The sequence below is a fragment of the Paenibacillus shenyangensis genome, assembly GCF_000346635.1.
Taxonomy (GTDB): domain Bacteria; phylum Bacillota; class Bacilli; order Paenibacillales; family Paenibacillaceae; genus Saccharibacillus; species Saccharibacillus dauci.
In genome coordinates this window covers 1-15,391 of sequence record NZ_AOIG01000023.1, presented here as the reverse complement: position 1 = coordinate 15,391, position 15,391 = coordinate 1, and the positions used below count along the sequence as shown (strand labels likewise).

The following is a 15,391-nucleotide window of genomic DNA, read 5'->3' as shown; positions in this document are numbered from 1 at the left end:
TCTGTTATGCAAATAGACAATAAATGATTCGAATAATGTTGTATGGCGAGAGGAGCAATAAAGTTGAACAAGCAGATATGGTTTATTAGTAGTGATGAAAACAAGTATGAGGAGTTCGAAAAGATTGCTAGTGTAATTCTGGGGGAGAAAAAAGCAGTAGAATTAATTAAGTTTCACGAAGCAACAATAAATGAAATTCAAACAAAAGACATGAAGCAATTGATTTCAAATAAGGCACTAGAAGCTTTTAAAAAGATTAAAAGACCATTGATTGTAGAACATACTAGCTTACATCTGCAAGAATGGAGCGATTTCCCAGGTGGATTGACTAGTATTATATGGAGTGAATTGAAGGAGCAAGGAATTCTACAACTTGCTAAGAAAAAAAGAAAAGTAGTTGCACAAACTTATCTAGGCTATATAGATGGGAAAAGGCTACATATTTATACAGGTGAAATTAAAGGGAAATTATCTCAAAAAGTTCAAGGAGGAAATGGATTTGGTTGGGATAGTATTTTTATTCCTAAAGGCTACAAAAAAACGTTATCTGAAATGACAATAGAAGAAAAGAATGAAGTTTCTATGAGACGAAAAGCAATAGAAAAGTTTTTAGAGGATATGCAAACAAAAGGAGAACTGCAATTATGAGTGATAGTTACATTTACAAACTGGTACGAAGTATTCAGCAGGGGAATACTATTTTATTTGTAGGTGCAGGAATATCACGTAATCTGGGGTTACCTTCTTATGGAGAGCTTATCAATCAGTTATCAGAAGATCTAGGTTTTGATTCTGAAATCTATCAGATATTAGGCAATGGTGATCCTTTAACACTAGCTGAATATTATGTACTGAAACAAGGATCACTAGTGCCACTTCTAGAAAAATTCCAAAATCAATGGACAGTTCCTATCAAAGAAGTGAAAGCTTCACGTGTACATGAGTTAATTGCAAAACTCAATTTCCCTATTATCTATACTACAAATTACGATAATGGTTTGGAATTAGCTTTTGAAGAGTACTCGCCGAATACTCATTATCATAAGATTGCTGATGTGGGCGATATTGCCTGTAGCAACGGATGTGATACGCAAATTATCAAGTTCCATGGAGATATGGAGACAACCGACGAATCAAGTATTGTTTTGACAGAATCTAGTTATTTTGAACGTTTGAACTTTGACTCTCCACTAGATATTAAGTTTCGTTCAGATATTTTAGGTAAGTCAATTTTATTCCTAGGATATAGTTTGAATGATATCAACATTCGTTTGCTGCTACATAAATTGAATGCAACATGGAAAATATTTCATTCGTCGACCGTTAGACCTCCTTCTTATATGTTCTTAACTAGTCCAAATGAAATTCAGGAAACAATTTTGCGATCTCGTGGTATTATCCCCATTGTATCAAAAAATCCAGATCCCAAAGAAGGAACTATTGAATTTTTAGAAAGAGTATTTGAAGGCACGGGCAAGCTAAATACTAAAGATAGAGTATCTTATTTTCAAATAGAAGGGACAATTAAAAAATGAATAATCAACTTCAACAAGAACAAGAACAAGATTCACCTAAGATAGGTGCTAGAGCATTAGGTGAGCAAATTTATAAAATCATGCCAACGTACGATCTTCTTTTAGAACAATTAGAAGAAATTCGGTTTAATGCCTATAATCCTTTTAATAAATGTGCAGATCAAAAGAATAAGCTTAGTAAACAGGATTATCTGAATACCATTGGAATATTTGGTTCACGCGGAACTGGAAAATCTTCTGTGCTTTATACATTGCAAGAAGAATTAAATCAAAATAAAAAAGGAAATATTATTTTGCCTTTAATTGAACCAGATAATTTTGGTGAAAACACAAAAATTATAGGATCGATTGTAGGGCTACTTTGTGCAGTGGGCAAGAATCTGATCGATCAATTAAAAAAGAATGTTACTTGTTCAGAATTACTTTGTGAATATTTTAATAACGGTATATTAAAGCCCAATAATCCGCTTAAGCAACTTATTAATGAAACTATTGAATATCATTTGTACACAGAGCATCAATATCGAGAAATGTTAATCCAATCTAATGTTGACCTTCCTACACATATCCGTAAATCAGAACGGTTATTAATTCCTGATATTGAGTTTAAGAAGAAATTAATGAAATTAATTCATGAAATAATTAAAGTGAAAAACGCAATAAATAATAATGACGAAATCGTGCTTATTTATATCTTTATTGATGATATTGATTTAAAAACAACTAAAACTCGAGAATTGATCGAAGCACTTTTGCAATATACTAATCATCCCAACATTGTAACTGTTCTTTCTGGTGATTACGAAATTTTAACAGAATCACTTACACTGGCACTGTTACAAGATGATCCATTACAAGAACTAGGATTAAGTGTTTATGATTCATTAAAAGTACTTAATAAAGTCAATGATTACAAATCATCTATGGATTCATTGACCATTTTGAAACGTAAAACTGATCTTGCACATGAATATCTAAAAAAGATTATTCCTCCAGCTAGAAGACATCAACTAATTAAATGGAGTGAAGAAACACTGCCTAACTTTGCTTTTAAAGATGATAATCTTCTTAAGCAACTTAAAAGATTGATGGGTTCTTGGTCGATTTTTAATTACGAAGAAATGGATCAGCAGAATAATAAACGTATAGATCGAGCTATTAATAGAAGTTATGTGATTTTTGATGAACGACCACGTGGAATTGTAAATGCTTATTACCATCTTCATCAATTGAATAAGGTTCTTCAAAAAAATGAAGAACTAAATGTAGAACGAAAATTTCAGTTAGTCAAAGTTTTTATTGATACTTTGATTATGTCAAATTCAAAGTTGCTTCCACATCAAGATTTTATTTTTGAAAAATTTTTATTATGGGGGAGTGATGCTAAAAGTACAGTAATAAAATATGAAATATTAGAAGAATGGATACAAGATCAAAAAGAAATAATAAAAAATGAAGATAAACAAGAAATCTTGAAATTAATACAAGAACCCAATATATCTAAAGAACTTATACGTCCTCTTTATGTTATAGGAGAAATGATACAGTATTTATTTAAACCGAAAAATGCAGTATCTACAGAAATTTCTTATTCAGTAGAAGCTTACTTTAATTGGAAAAAAAAAGTTGTCGATAGTCTACTAATTAAAAATGATGAATTGAAAATTGAAAACTATACTGTTACAGAAAATTTTGAATATTATCAAAGTGTAAACTTTCGATTGTTCTACTTAGCAGAAGCACTATCTTTATTTGCAACACCTAAATTATCAATGCTTCTCATTGAATTGATTTTAAAAAGTAATTTTTCTGAGTATTATTATAAAACACAATGGGATTCAAATGAAGTGCAATTAAAAGATGAATTTTTTATTCGAATAGTTGCAGAAGTATTAAAAAAAGAAGAACAAGCTTTAATAAATAAAGAAATAACACCAGAAGAGCAATTGTTAACAACACTATATCAACAATCTAAATATAGTCAAAATGAATATGCAAAAAAACTAGCGAATTATGGAATTATTATGCTTCAAGAATTATGTACAAAGACAGAGGCTTCAACTACAGTTGAACGACAATTTAGAACAATTTTGGAAGTGTGGGATTCTAAATTGCAGAAGCAATACAAAAAAACGGATGATTTTAGTGGGGGAGTTAGAAACTATGGAGAATTTCTGAGAATTATTAGAAAAAGATCATTATTTGTTAATTTTCTGCAAAAAGTTATTAAAACAGATATGACTAAGAAAACAGCTATCAAGGTAAAAAAAGAAAGTATTGGTAATCAACTAGAGAAAATTAACACTGCTACTAAAAATAATCAAAAAATGCCAGAAACAGTTGTACAAACTATAGATAATGGAATTAGAAAGTTTGCTGAGAACTTAATAGATAAGATTATAAAAGAGAACAATTCTTCTACGGATTCTAAGTTTTATATATCAATTGAAGATCTTAATGAAAAGGATGTTGAAAAATTTAACAGTGGTGAGAGTGGTAACTCTTTAACTAAATATGCTTATGCAAAGTGGAAATTTGAAACTTCTCAGAATAATAACCAGAATCTTACGTTTGAAATGTATAATGAATTATTAAATAATATAGAAGAATTATCGGAAAATAATAAAGTTTGGTATGGTCAATATGAAGCACGTACATTTCTGCCTAAATTACGTAATGCAGCATATTTTCCAACAGACTCATTTACTGAAGAAGAAAATTTCATTATTGAGCAGTATGCTATATATGTTGGCACAGATGCAACTGAAGTGTCATTTAACGAATATGAGGAAGCCAAAAAAATAGTTTATGATAAACTTAATCAAGCTATTGAAAATATAAACAAAGAAGTGAAATTAGAAATAGAAGAGTATGGTTTTGAATTATCTGATTTAGATACAGAAGGATTAAGCGAGGCTCAGATCGATCAATTGCAGAAACGAAATTTAGATAATAATGATCTGGATTCTTAGGAGCAAAATTAATGTTGAAAAAAATCACTCTTCTTATTAATCTTTCACTTTTTCCTTTTCAAAATATGAGATTTTTCGGACAACAAGAGATCTTAACTTTACTAAATAAAGACAGTACTAATAGTGAGTATGAACGAAGTGAACGCGAAAAACTTCAAAAAGAACTTCATATCAAAATTCAAAATGAAATACTACGTAAAGCGAGACCTAAAAGTATTGATGAGATTGATTTATTGTTACAAAAATTTTATCCTATGCTTTGTAATGAAGAACAAGCAAAAAACGCGGGTTTTTCAAATTTAGATCAATATCGATTGTTAAAATCAGAACAAAATTTATACATGCATTATTTTAAAATACTTGAAGAATTTGGAGATGCTTTGCTCTCTTATCGTGATGGAGATATTGTATTTAAATATTGGAAAAATGATGCTAATCAAGATAAAAAATGGCGATTCATAGATTTTATGGATTACTATAAAGGACAAGACAAGGTACATTTTTTTCATACCATTAGTCGATTTATTTCACTTGATTTAATTATCGCACTGCATCATACTCAAAACGGTTTATTTGATCCCATTCAATTACATGAGTTTTATCAGCACGTTAATTTAGCTGATGCTGGATTAGATGAGATTTTGCGAAAAGGCATAGCAGAAAATCATATTCATGCCTCAGCAGCTTTTAATTTTTCAGTTTTATGGCAAGCAGTAATGAACAGTAAAAGTAATGAAGTTGACATGTTCAAGTATTTAAAAAGGTTTCAAACTAATCATTTAGCTACAACTTCTGAAGTGGAATCTTATATTCTTACTGCTCGACTTTTACGATGGGTAATGACAATATATTTACAATCCGAAGTTTATCACAATGATGGGTCTGGTTTGGAGTTTGATCTCAATTGTAATTTGAAGGAACATCGTTCTTTATTTGAATGGGTAGAGGATACTTTTTATGAAGACGTAGAGACTATGGATTTGATTCTCAAATTATTAAGAGAGCCTGTTGTTAGTCAATTTGCTACACCTTTTGCAATTGAAAATGCGATTGAACGCGTCAAATTACAATTGGTAGATATAAATAGATTGAAATCTACAGATTTTGTTTTTGATATCTTTGCTAATTATAGAGGAATCAAAACATATGGTGAAAATATTTTTTTACATTTAGCAGTTTCCTACAAACATCTTCTGAAGATATCATCAAATCATTCGATGTGCTCAACATACACTACTCATTTCGAACAATTTTATCGGGCTTTTTTCATGTATATTTCTATTAAAAATGAGTTTTATCAACAAGTGATTCAGCCAACAGTAATGAATGGATTAGATTTTTTTAGAGGATATTTTGATCGGGCTACAGACGGAATTATGAAGAACTCGGATTATTACCCAATTATGCTTCGAACTCTCTTTCAAAATCGTTATCTTAAAAAAGTGGAGCTTCGTATTTCGATTAAAGATAACTTGTATAGTAATAAAAAAATTCTGTATGATATCTTAACGTCTTATCGAAAAGTACTTCGAGAAGATTATGACGTGGAAAATGATCCGAATGTAGACTATCCATTAATTGGAATTGTTTACCATCTAATCAAACGTCCAGATGATATTAATAAAGACTTTTCTCTATATGACGAAGAACGTGATCATACCCTGAAGACATCACTCCATTTTGGACATCTTCAGGAGGAATATATTAAACAAGTTGAACATCTTCAAGAGCTACGAAAAATTGTACCTATGGCGACAAACTTTATTGTAGGTTTAGATGCAGCAAGTCTTGAAAATAACACACCAGTACAAGTTTTTGCTCCGGTCTTTGAGGAAGCTCGTGATAGCCGGTATGATGCTTTACGAATTATGGATCCAGAAGGAAATATTTTACCTCGTCAAAGCCTATTTTTCACTTTCCATGCAGGTGAAGATTTCCGACATTTAATTTCTGGATTACGTCGAATTGATGAAGTTGTACGTTATTGTAAGCTACATGCTGGTGACCGAATAGGTCATGGAATCGCACTTGGGGTAGAAATTGAAGATTGGATTAGAAATAATCCATTAGTGATCTTACCACGAGGTGAGTATTTAGATAATTTACTTTGGATTTGGGGAGTATATAGTTATACACCAAATCTCCAAACAGAAACTCTCGTTTATTTAGAGCGTACAATTTATCGGATTGCTAAAGAGATTTTTGGTGAAATAATTGATGCAGGTAATATGCGTATTTCGGTATTGTATGATGTATATGAGAGAAGATTCAAAAGGCGCATAACTGAAATTCAAAAACTTAAGACAATGCGTGAACAGGCACTTGATCTTAATAAGTACGAACAATCGCTCAAAGCACAAGATAAGCTGTACCAGGCATATCATCAAGAAGATACATTGCGTAAGATGGAAGAGCCTATATATGTTACAGCTAACGAAATTGAACAGATGATGATGAAGGATATGCAGCAATATCTAATACGAAAATTGTCTGCAAGTGGAATTGTAATTGAAGTTAATCCTTCTTCAAATGAAGCGATTGGAGAAATTCGTTCTGTTTTTGGTAATCAGCTGTTCAAGTTGCAATCAGCAGGTAATCCAGATTTAGGAAATGTACTGGTGAATGTTAACTCAGATGATCCTATGGTATTTAATACTAATGTTAGTAACGAATTGGTGTATATGTATTATGGAATGCTTCAGCAGGGAATGGGACGTGAAGCTGCATTAGAATGGATTGAGAAACTTCGAAAAGCAGGTATGGATACTTCTTTCATTCGTGGTGTTCGTAGCCGTAAGCAATATTTACACATTCTAGATATGACGATTGCAGCTTTAGAAGACCCAGCTTATGTTTCTTCTTTGTAATATAGATTTATCGTCTTTATAGAAATGTAATATCTGATCACTTAATTTATAGCTAACATGTAGAATAATATGAGCTCTACTTTTTAGTGTAGAGCTTATATTATCCCTCTTTGAAAATGGAATTAAAATTACTGTGAATTCTCATAAAATATTATTGAGAAATATCAATAATAGAAGGTTTTTTATAAAATACATAAGGAGAATTAAGATGATCACGGAATTGGAAAGTGTTTTTTCTAAGTATTTATTGTCAGGCAGTGTATTAAGTATTATAGGTGGTAGCGCACTTTTTGTTTTTAAAATCAAACCAATTACTATATTTACAGCTACTGATATTGAGAAAAAGCTATATTCTAAAGAAAGAAACACTTTTATTAGAATTGTTGAAGTGAGTTTTCAAATTATAGTGACCTTTATAGGACTTTTATGGTTTATGCTATTATTTTTGAGTTGGAATCATCCTATACTATCTCAAATCATTTTTTTTTCGGCTTTAAGTATCTTGGCAAGTATATCGATATTCTTTTTATATAAAGTTTTTAAGCCAGGAGTAGAGGAGTATATTAGCAGTTTATCCAAAAAAGGAAAAAGTTACTTTGCTTTATTAATCATGGCAACTCTAATAATTTCCTATTTGATATTGCCAGCTTTATTAGGATGGGTTGCTCCTCTTGATAGTAAAGCACTAGATGAAATAAAAGAGTATTCAAAAACAAATTCTCTTATAATTCCCTTGTTAATAGTTGGGATAATGCTTTTCTTGTTTTCTGTAATGTATAGAAAAATATTTAGTGATGTCATTAAATTTCTTGATAGTTATATTTTAAAATCTTTTAGCAGAAGCTTGTTCATAAAGGAGGATAATGGAGAATTAATCAATTGGTATATTTTTCATTCTACAGAAGAAAATAAAGTATTATTAGGTAATAATAAATCATATCATAATTCAACAGAATACAAATTTATAGATAAAAATGAATTAATGAATAAAAAAATAAATGTATTATTAGATGAAGAAGAGAGAAATAATTAGCTTTATTAATAAAAAAAGTTATCATTATAAGTTATGGTCTAGCTTTGAGAACATAGGAGGATACATGTCCTGGAGTAAATTAAAACAAAACCTGGAGAGCTTTCTGGCTCCTGCCTTGGATGGAAGAGTAGAGTACCGGGCAACCAGTTACAGTTATATGACCGGCAAATCGGGAAACTGCTATATTACGGTAGACAAGAAAAATATCTTCAACATGAACGACAAGACCAGCCCGATCCGCTGGTATCAGACGGAGCAGGAAATCAAGAGTGATCCGGAACTGCAGATTCCAGTCAGCCCGGAAGAGATCGAAGCGATCCGCAAAGAAACCAACGGGAATGTACCGGAAGAACGCATGAAGGTAATGGCGAGAAATCGCAAAGTCACAACCTATGCCAAAGAAATCCTGACTGCCCAGACAGCGCTCAGCAAATCCAATTTTACCGCTGTAGCTACCCGTTTTCTGGCAAGTTCGATCGAAGATAGTCTGGAAAGCAGTGATATCCTGCTGAATATTCTGGCACTGATGGACCGCCGCGTAGGCAAAAAGCGAATTCTCAGCATGAGCAGCACGATCAAGCTCAAACATCCGATTGTGCAGTACTTTTATGAGCTGCGATTGGGTAAATGTTAGTTCAATTCAGTTAATAGCAAGAGAGCCTGTACCATCATGAACAACGAGCAGGCTAACGATCTAGCTGTATGTTCCAAACAGGTAGCGGATGACACACTATGGAATAACGATATACCCTATTCAACATGTATAATACGCGAGGCTGTCGATGATTCGGCAGCCTTTGTTGCGTACTCTGGAGGAGTGGAAGTTGCCGCAGACTATTCAATTTCCAGATTATCGTCATCGGATCGGATAATATAAAGTTATGACAACCAGGATAACAGTGCCATTACCTTTCTGTGTATTACATATTTCCAGCTCGACTTCGTTTATATTATATGTTGATATCAACATGTTAAAAAAGGATTTTGTTACTTAATATGGAATATATAGATTGTGGCTATCACTCTACTCATAACCTCATACAAACGGTTGTTATAGGTGATGCCAACAATCCATTTTCAGATTCAGAGGAGGCACAATATGTCTACATTCAAAAAGAAATTCCTCACGACCATCCTGGCGGTTTCCATGAGTTCCAGTGTGTTCGCAGCTACTTCCAGCGCAGCTACAGATTATTGGCAAAACTGGACAGATGGCGGCGGTACAGTGAATTCGGTGAATGGAACCGGCGGTAACTACAGCGTAAATTGGCAAAATACCGGTAACTTTGTCGTAGGTAAAGGCTGGACGACCGGTTCACCGAATCGAGTGATTAACTATAATGCAGGATTGTGGGCACCATCCGGTAACGGCTATCTGACCTTGTACGGCTGGACCCGCAATTCGCTGATTGAATATTATGTCGTAGACAGCTGGGGAACGTACCGTCCGACCGGTACATACAAAGGAACGGTTACCAGCGACGGCGGTGTATATGATATCTACACAACCACCCGTTATGATGCACCTTCGATCGAAGGCGACCACAAAACATTCACCCAATACTGGAGTGTACGTCAGACGAAGCGTCCGACCGGCAGCAATGCTACGATCACCTTTAGCAACCATGTAAAAGCATGGGCCAGTCACGGTATGAAACTTGGCAGCACCTGGTCGTATCAGGTCATGGCGACTGAAGGTTATCAGAGCAGCGGCAACTCCAATGTGACGGTATGGTAAGGCAATCCGTCTATTGCAGTATGAACCGTAAAGAAGTGAGAGATGGCTCTGCCTGATCCTGTAATTTCATTAGAAAAAGGCTTGTCCTGCAGTCTTTACCAAAGACAGGGGGATAAGCCTTTTTTGCGCATCCTTTGAAGAATAGATCAGACAGGTGCAAACTCGTAAATCGACTATGTTTTCAGAGAAAAGAAGAGTACATAAAACACTTGTAAAGTACTTCCAGACGCTTCAAACTGAAATAAAGACTACAATATTGCCCGTCGCAGCGATCAGGACAGAATGACCAGTGGTACAGTTTGAATATTCTATTCAGGAGGGAAGACCAATGGAAGTATTTGCAGAATACTTGGGTTCGATGAATGATCCACAGCAGCGGGAGCGTATGGAACATGTACTATCATGGGTAGGCGAGACCTTTGCGGATCTGGTTCCCAAAATTGCCTGGAATCAGCCAATGTTCACGGATCACGACACGTTTATTATTGCATTCAGTACAGCCAAACAGCACCTCTCTGTCGCACCGGAAAAAGCAGGAATCGACCGCTTTGCACAGCAGATTGTACAGGCAGGTTATACCCATACCAACCAGCTGTTTCGGATTCCCTGGAAAAGCGAAGTTAATTATGAATTACTGCAGGAAATGATCCAGTTTAATCTGGAAGACAAAGCTGGTTGTTCAACATTTTGGCGATAACCAGTACGAAGTGGGAGCTGCTGCATATATCATCTGAACCTCAGGAATAGAAGAACCGGATCAGGGAGATAAGCATTGTAAAGGTCAGCTATCGTATCCGCAATCCATAGATATCAGCAAGCAACAGTGATAGAGGAGCAATAGATAAGCCAAAAAAGACGACTGGGAACAGTCGTCTTTTTGTACGCTTGAATTTAGAATATAGTTATTTAGCATATATTCATTTAGAGTATATTCTTCTGCGCAGCCATCTGGTTGTTATACTCCTGGAGCTGCTGCTCATATTCACGCTGCTGTTGATGCAGGCGTTCCAGGGCATGTTTGTTCACCACATATGTACCAGCGACCAGATCATGCAATGCCTGCTTGTGTGTTGTCCAGCCAGCGACCATGAAGCCGATATTTAGCGTGAATCCATTCAGAAGCTGTGCCCAATATCGTCCGCTGGCTCTACCAAAGCTCAGTGGGCGATACTGTTGGTCTACCGCTACAATACCAAGTACCATTTTGCCTGGAGTAGCATGATATTTGGAATGCTCAAACATACTGTAGTACAGCCATGGGAAGACCAGTTCCAGCAAGAGGAGCAGAAATGGAAAGAGTGCAACAAAGACGCTCTTGCCTGTCGACATCGGTTCATTTGCATAACCAGTATTCATATCACCATTCAGATTAAGCATCAGAACCACGAAACCGATTATAATGCCGGCTACCAATAGTAGAATAAAAGAATCGATACAGGTCGCCAGAAATCTTTTCTAGAATCCCGCATACAGGTCCTTCCATTCGTCTCTTGCATTTTGCTGATACACTTGTTGATTGTGCATCGTTCGGGCTGCATTTGCATCCATATGTTCATTCATCATAACAACAAATCCTCCATGCTTCTATGTATTGTATTCATTTCGTTCTGCTGCCTCTGTCTGTAATGACGAGAAGCGATTGGGTACAAACTTTCTATCAAAACTCGCTATGCTTATTTGGATGGGCTTGTATTCATGTCGTACGGTATGTATAACAATCGTATATACGGTAACCACCTATTTGCTGAAGAGTCTCGCTGATATCAGCCTGTTTACTGGAATGAATGTTAAATCTATTGATTATTTCCTCCTTTCCCCAAAACTATATTATATATAAGTTAAAAGAAGAGAGATATTCAACTATAGACTTATATTATGCGCAGGTAACTTTTAAGGGATAGGCCCACAGGACCTCATGGAGAAGAGAACGATTCATCTTTATGCATACTGCCGTTTTATTCTATAATCAGTATCATCATATAAAAGTATAAAAGGATGCGGATCATGCCCATTAATTCATTTGAACATTACCCGATGAGCTGGAAGCCGGAGATCGACAAATCGCAAAAGCCCATTTACCAGGCGCTGGCCCGACAGTTGGAACAGGATATTATGAACGGTCTGCTGTTACCCGGCACCAAGCTTCCACCCCAGCGGGAGCTGGCGGATTATCTGGATCTTAATCTGAGTACCATTTCCAAAGCATTCAAGGTCTGCGAACTAAAAGGACTGCTCAGTGCAACGGTGGGAAGCGGAACCTTTGTATCGTATGATGCGCTGTCGAGCGGTTATCTGCTGGAGGATACGAAGCCGCAGCATTTGATCGAGATGGGCGCCACCTTGCCGGATGATGCTTCCTATGAGCCGCTGCTTCACCAGCTCAAAAGTATGCTGCAGGAGACGGATTACGCCAAGTGGTTTGGCTATGGTCGTGCCGGTGACAGTCTGTGGCAAAAGGATGTCGCTGTACCGGAAGCGTTCAAGGAACCGATGATCAAGGTATTTTATAATCTCAATATCGTTCTGACCGAACTGACTGTTCGCCCATCATTAGTAGCAGAATACGTACCGGAACCAGATTGTTAACCGCTATCTGGCAGACTATACCTGTCTGATACAGATACCGTGATCTTCCGCTGGATGCTGCCGGAGGAGTATTGCCGGGCATGGTCGTGGCAGGCTCGAGTTACTCCACATTGCCGATCATCGGAGGCATAGTGCCCCTGCCGCTCATACTAGTGATTCTGTGGAGCCGTAGTAAGAGCGTTACCCAGTGATTGAGATTTACGCATATAAAAAAGAGGCAGCTGGATAAACTGTACCCTACAAGATGGACACTTTGAAAAAAGTCATCTTGTAGGGTACAGTTTAGATAGGGCTACCTCTTTTTTTATATGCTATGCCGGAGAGTCTTTATGGATAATCTGACTAGAATAAAGGATTCAGTTGTTGCGCTGATACAATATTTATACGATTGAATATTTAAAGCAAGGTATGTTTTACAGCCTGATGGGCATTGAATTCTTTGAGTTGCTGTTCATATTCCAGCTGCTGCTGTTGAAGCTGGGGAAGAGCACGTTTGTTCACCACATAGGTACTCGCAATTATATCGTGTAGTCCCTGTTTACGACCCGTCCAGCCTGCCATCATATAACCGATACAGAGAGTGAGTCCACTTAGCCATTTTGACCAATAGCGTCCGGTAGCTTTACCAAAACGCAGTGGACGATATTGCTGGTCTACTACTACAATACCAACAGCCATTTTGCCTATAGTTGCCTGGTATTTGGATTTTTCAAATAAGCTGAAATACAACCACGGAAAGATCATTCGCATTACAAAGATCAAGAGTGCAGAGATGAGAATGAAAACAGTTTCCCCTGTCGATGAAGTATGATACGGATAACCTCCGCTCAAATAACCATTATGATCACTAACCAAAGCCATCAAACGTGTCACGATAAAAAAGATGATAAAATAAATAATTCCATCAATACATGTTGCGAGAAACCTTTTCCAGAAGCCTGCGTGAATTTCTTTTTGTTCTTGCGCATTGTTATTACCACGCACTGTCTGTTCGTAAATCCGATTTGCTGCGTCAGCAGCAGGGTGTTCATTCATCATAGCTGATGTTCCTCCACAATCTTTTCGTTATAGTTGATCTTCTTCAGCTGCTTTGCGTAAATATGCAAAAAGCCGATTGTTCGAAACATCGTAGTGAAGCTTCCTTAATATTGGTCTGTATTCATCGTTAGCTATATGTATAAGACATTCATATTCTAAAACAACCGGCTGTACTGAAGATTAAAGTAGATGTTTCATCGATTCACTGCCATCTGTGTAAAAATCGTACGGTATTTCCTCCTTTCTCCAAAATAGTATTATATATCATTTGGAAAAGACTGAATATTCAACTATTGACTTATATTATTGTTAAGTAACTTATGTGATGTAGGTCATGAGTACTGAGTTTTTACTAAGTAATTGCATTTAATAGTTAAAAAAGTATGGATAATTAATTATATAGTTAGGCATAGAAGAACATTTTGACGAATACAGAGTTATATTTATATCGAAAACATACCAATTGACTATTCCATCATATGGGAATAATGCATTATGCTAGTTAAGCAGTTAAATAATTATTCAAGGGTGATTGTATGTATGATGTGAAGATTGTATTTACGGGGAATACCGAGCTGTATATTCAGGGGGTTAATGACAAACAGGTCACTCAGTTAAAAGAAGCCGTAGAGCGGGGAGATAATTTCTACTACCAAAATTACCATTTGAAATGTGCAAATATCGCTTACTATCACTTGACTGAAGCTCCGCAGCGCAAGCCAAGCACCAACCCCAATGAATACTTTTATTTCAATTAATCGATCAGGTATGGTCACTTCCTTTCACTGCCGGAATAGAGTTGGACGTACATAGACATAAGATAACAGCATAAATAATCTAGAGTACAGACTAACGAGGAATAGGCCATCAACCTGATCAGGAATGGTCTATTTTTATATTCATAATTTAAGAATACGTACAGTTCAAAACAATCGAAGGCAATGGAATCTATATAATAGGATTAGAATGATCCTAGATACTAAATATAGAGCTTTAATTTTAGAATGAATAATCTAGGATATAGTTTTAATAAAAGGATCTAATCATTATTATAAAAACCTTCTTGTAACATTAAATGTGAAAAATAGTCTGATCGAACGTTTTATGGATTAATAGTATACGTCTTATTAATCAATAATCTATTCAATACGATTTTCTAGAAGGATTTCGACTTAAAAATACAAAAAAAGCAATTCTGCTCTAGTAAATTTGTCTTGTTTACAATATTTGAGTATATGTTATCTTTTTTAGTATTAAATAAAAGGAGGAACATTATTTGGATATTAAAAAACAAGTTGTTCAATTTGTAGCTCTTGGGATGTCATTTTTTCTTTTTTCTAGTATTTCAAATGCTACAGCTGACCTGAATCCAGTTGAAATTGATGTACCTACAGCCCAGGCCAATTATCTTGATTATTTAAATGACATAAAGGATGGGAAAATTAAATTACCAATTAAAAAACTAGAAGAGATAGATATTAGTAGAGAAGAAGTTTTAAAAAAATACGACCATGCAATCAAAATGGTCAATAATTATATGAAAGATAATCAAATACTTATCAAAAATGATATTGATAATGCTGATTACCAAATGTTTGTTATTAGGGCGTGTTTTAAAACCC

The 15,391-nt window shown here is 35.2% G+C and carries 12 protein-coding genes and 1 pseudogene; 11 read left to right on the top strand and 2 right to left on the bottom strand.

The features are described 5' to 3' along the window. Positions 1-63: 63 nt before the first annotated feature. From H065_RS0118215 to H065_RS0118180, 8 genes are all read left to right on the top strand, one after another. Positions 64-648: a non-canonical purine NTP pyrophosphatase gene (locus H065_RS0118215; protein ID WP_017814522.1), complete on the top strand. Its 585-nt coding sequence runs from the start codon at positions 64-66 to the stop codon at positions 646-648. Then, the gene (locus H065_RS26320; RefSeq protein ID WP_017814521.1) at positions 645-1,535 is read left to right on the top strand and encodes an SIR2 family protein; all 891 of its coding nucleotides are present in this window, start codon (positions 645-647) and stop codon (positions 1,533-1,535) included. Before H065_RS0118215 ends, H065_RS26320 begins: the two co-directional genes overlap by 4 nt. After that, positions 1,532-4,507, top strand: a complete 2,976-nt coding sequence (locus H065_RS0118205; RefSeq protein WP_017814520.1) for a P-loop NTPase fold protein — start codon at positions 1,532-1,534, stop codon at positions 4,505-4,507. The genes H065_RS26320 and H065_RS0118205 overlap by 4 nt, the downstream gene beginning before the upstream one ends. Positions 4,508-4,518: 11 nt before the next feature. After that, entirely contained in the window at positions 4,519-7,374 is a 2,856-nt protein-coding gene (locus H065_RS0118200) for an amidohydrolase family protein (RefSeq protein ID WP_017814519.1), read from the top strand. Between the two features lie 208 nt (positions 7,375-7,582). Continuing rightward, positions 7,583-8,407, top strand: coding sequence for a hypothetical protein (locus tag H065_RS0118195; protein ID WP_017814518.1), 825 nt, complete (start codon positions 7,583-7,585; stop codon positions 8,405-8,407). Between the two features lie 64 nt (positions 8,408-8,471). Then, the gene (locus H065_RS0118190; protein WP_017814517.1) at positions 8,472-9,041 is read left to right on the top strand and encodes an SF0329 family protein; all 570 of its coding nucleotides are present in this window, start codon (positions 8,472-8,474) and stop codon (positions 9,039-9,041) included. Positions 9,042-9,506: 465 nt separating this feature from the next. After that, positions 9,507-10,145 (top strand): endo-1,4-beta-xylanase XynA, encoded by a 639-nt coding sequence (gene xynA / locus H065_RS0118185; RefSeq protein ID WP_017814516.1) that lies wholly within the window; start codon positions 9,507-9,509, stop codon positions 10,143-10,145. A 328-nt stretch (positions 10,146-10,473) separates the two neighbouring features. Continuing rightward, positions 10,474-10,842: an iron chaperone gene (locus H065_RS0118180; RefSeq protein WP_017814515.1), complete on the top strand. Its 369-nt coding sequence runs from the start codon at positions 10,474-10,476 to the stop codon at positions 10,840-10,842. 224 nt (positions 10,843-11,066) lie between these two features. Here H065_RS0118180 and H065_RS26315 read toward each other — a convergent pair whose 3' ends face one another. Beyond that, positions 11,067-11,591 (bottom strand): RDD family protein, encoded by a 525-nt coding sequence (locus H065_RS26315; protein WP_081604170.1) that lies wholly within the window; start codon positions 11,589-11,591, stop codon positions 11,067-11,069. 558 nt (positions 11,592-12,149) lie between these two features. Between H065_RS26315 and H065_RS0118170 the strand changes: the two are divergent. Next, positions 12,150-12,614, top strand: a pseudogene (locus H065_RS0118170) (GntR family transcriptional regulator); the annotation flags it as partial. 513 nt (positions 12,615-13,127) lie between these two features. Here H065_RS0118170 and H065_RS26310 read toward each other — a convergent pair. After that, the gene (locus H065_RS26310) at positions 13,128-13,769 is read right to left on the bottom strand and encodes an RDD family protein (RefSeq protein WP_017814512.1); all 642 of its coding nucleotides are present in this window, start codon (positions 13,767-13,769) and stop codon (positions 13,128-13,130) included. A gap of 536 nt (positions 13,770-14,305) precedes the next feature. On the opposite strand from H065_RS26310, the gene H065_RS0118155 reads away from it, so the two are divergent. Both H065_RS0118155 and H065_RS26305 read left to right on the top strand, forming a co-directional pair. Further along, complete coding sequence (locus H065_RS0118155; RefSeq protein ID WP_017814510.1) at positions 14,306-14,527, top strand: hypothetical protein; 222 nt, start codon at positions 14,306-14,308, stop codon at positions 14,525-14,527. A 518-nt stretch (positions 14,528-15,045) separates the two neighbouring features. Beyond that, on the top strand, positions 15,046-15,391 hold a 346-nt coding region (locus H065_RS26305; RefSeq protein WP_036630329.1), incomplete at its 3' end, for a hypothetical protein.

Excerpts from the sequence above, each read along its gene's own strand:
- H065_RS26310 (WP_017814512.1), bottom strand. The coding sequence starts at position 13,769 with ATGATGAATGAACACCCTGCTGCTGACGCAGCAAATCGGATTTACGAA.
- H065_RS0118200 (WP_017814519.1), top strand. The coding sequence starts at position 4,519 with ATGTTGAAAAAAATCACTCTTCTTATTAATCTTTCACTTTTTCCTTTT.
- H065_RS0118195 (WP_017814518.1), top strand. The coding sequence starts at position 7,583 with ATGATCACGGAATTGGAAAGTGTTTTTTCTAAGTATTTATTGTCAGGC.
- H065_RS0118155 (WP_017814510.1), top strand. The coding sequence starts at position 14,306 with ATGTATGATGTGAAGATTGTATTTACGGGGAATACCGAGCTGTATATT.
- H065_RS26320 (WP_017814521.1), top strand. The coding sequence starts at position 645 with ATGAGTGATAGTTACATTTACAAACTGGTACGAAGTATTCAGCAGGGG.
- H065_RS0118205 (WP_017814520.1), top strand. The coding sequence starts at position 1,532 with ATGAATAATCAACTTCAACAAGAACAAGAACAAGATTCACCTAAGATA.
- H065_RS0118180 (WP_017814515.1), top strand. The coding sequence starts at position 10,474 with ATGGAAGTATTTGCAGAATACTTGGGTTCGATGAATGATCCACAGCAG.
- H065_RS0118190 (WP_017814517.1), top strand. The coding sequence starts at position 8,472 with ATGTCCTGGAGTAAATTAAAACAAAACCTGGAGAGCTTTCTGGCTCCT.
- xynA (WP_017814516.1), top strand. The coding sequence starts at position 9,507 with ATGTCTACATTCAAAAAGAAATTCCTCACGACCATCCTGGCGGTTTCC.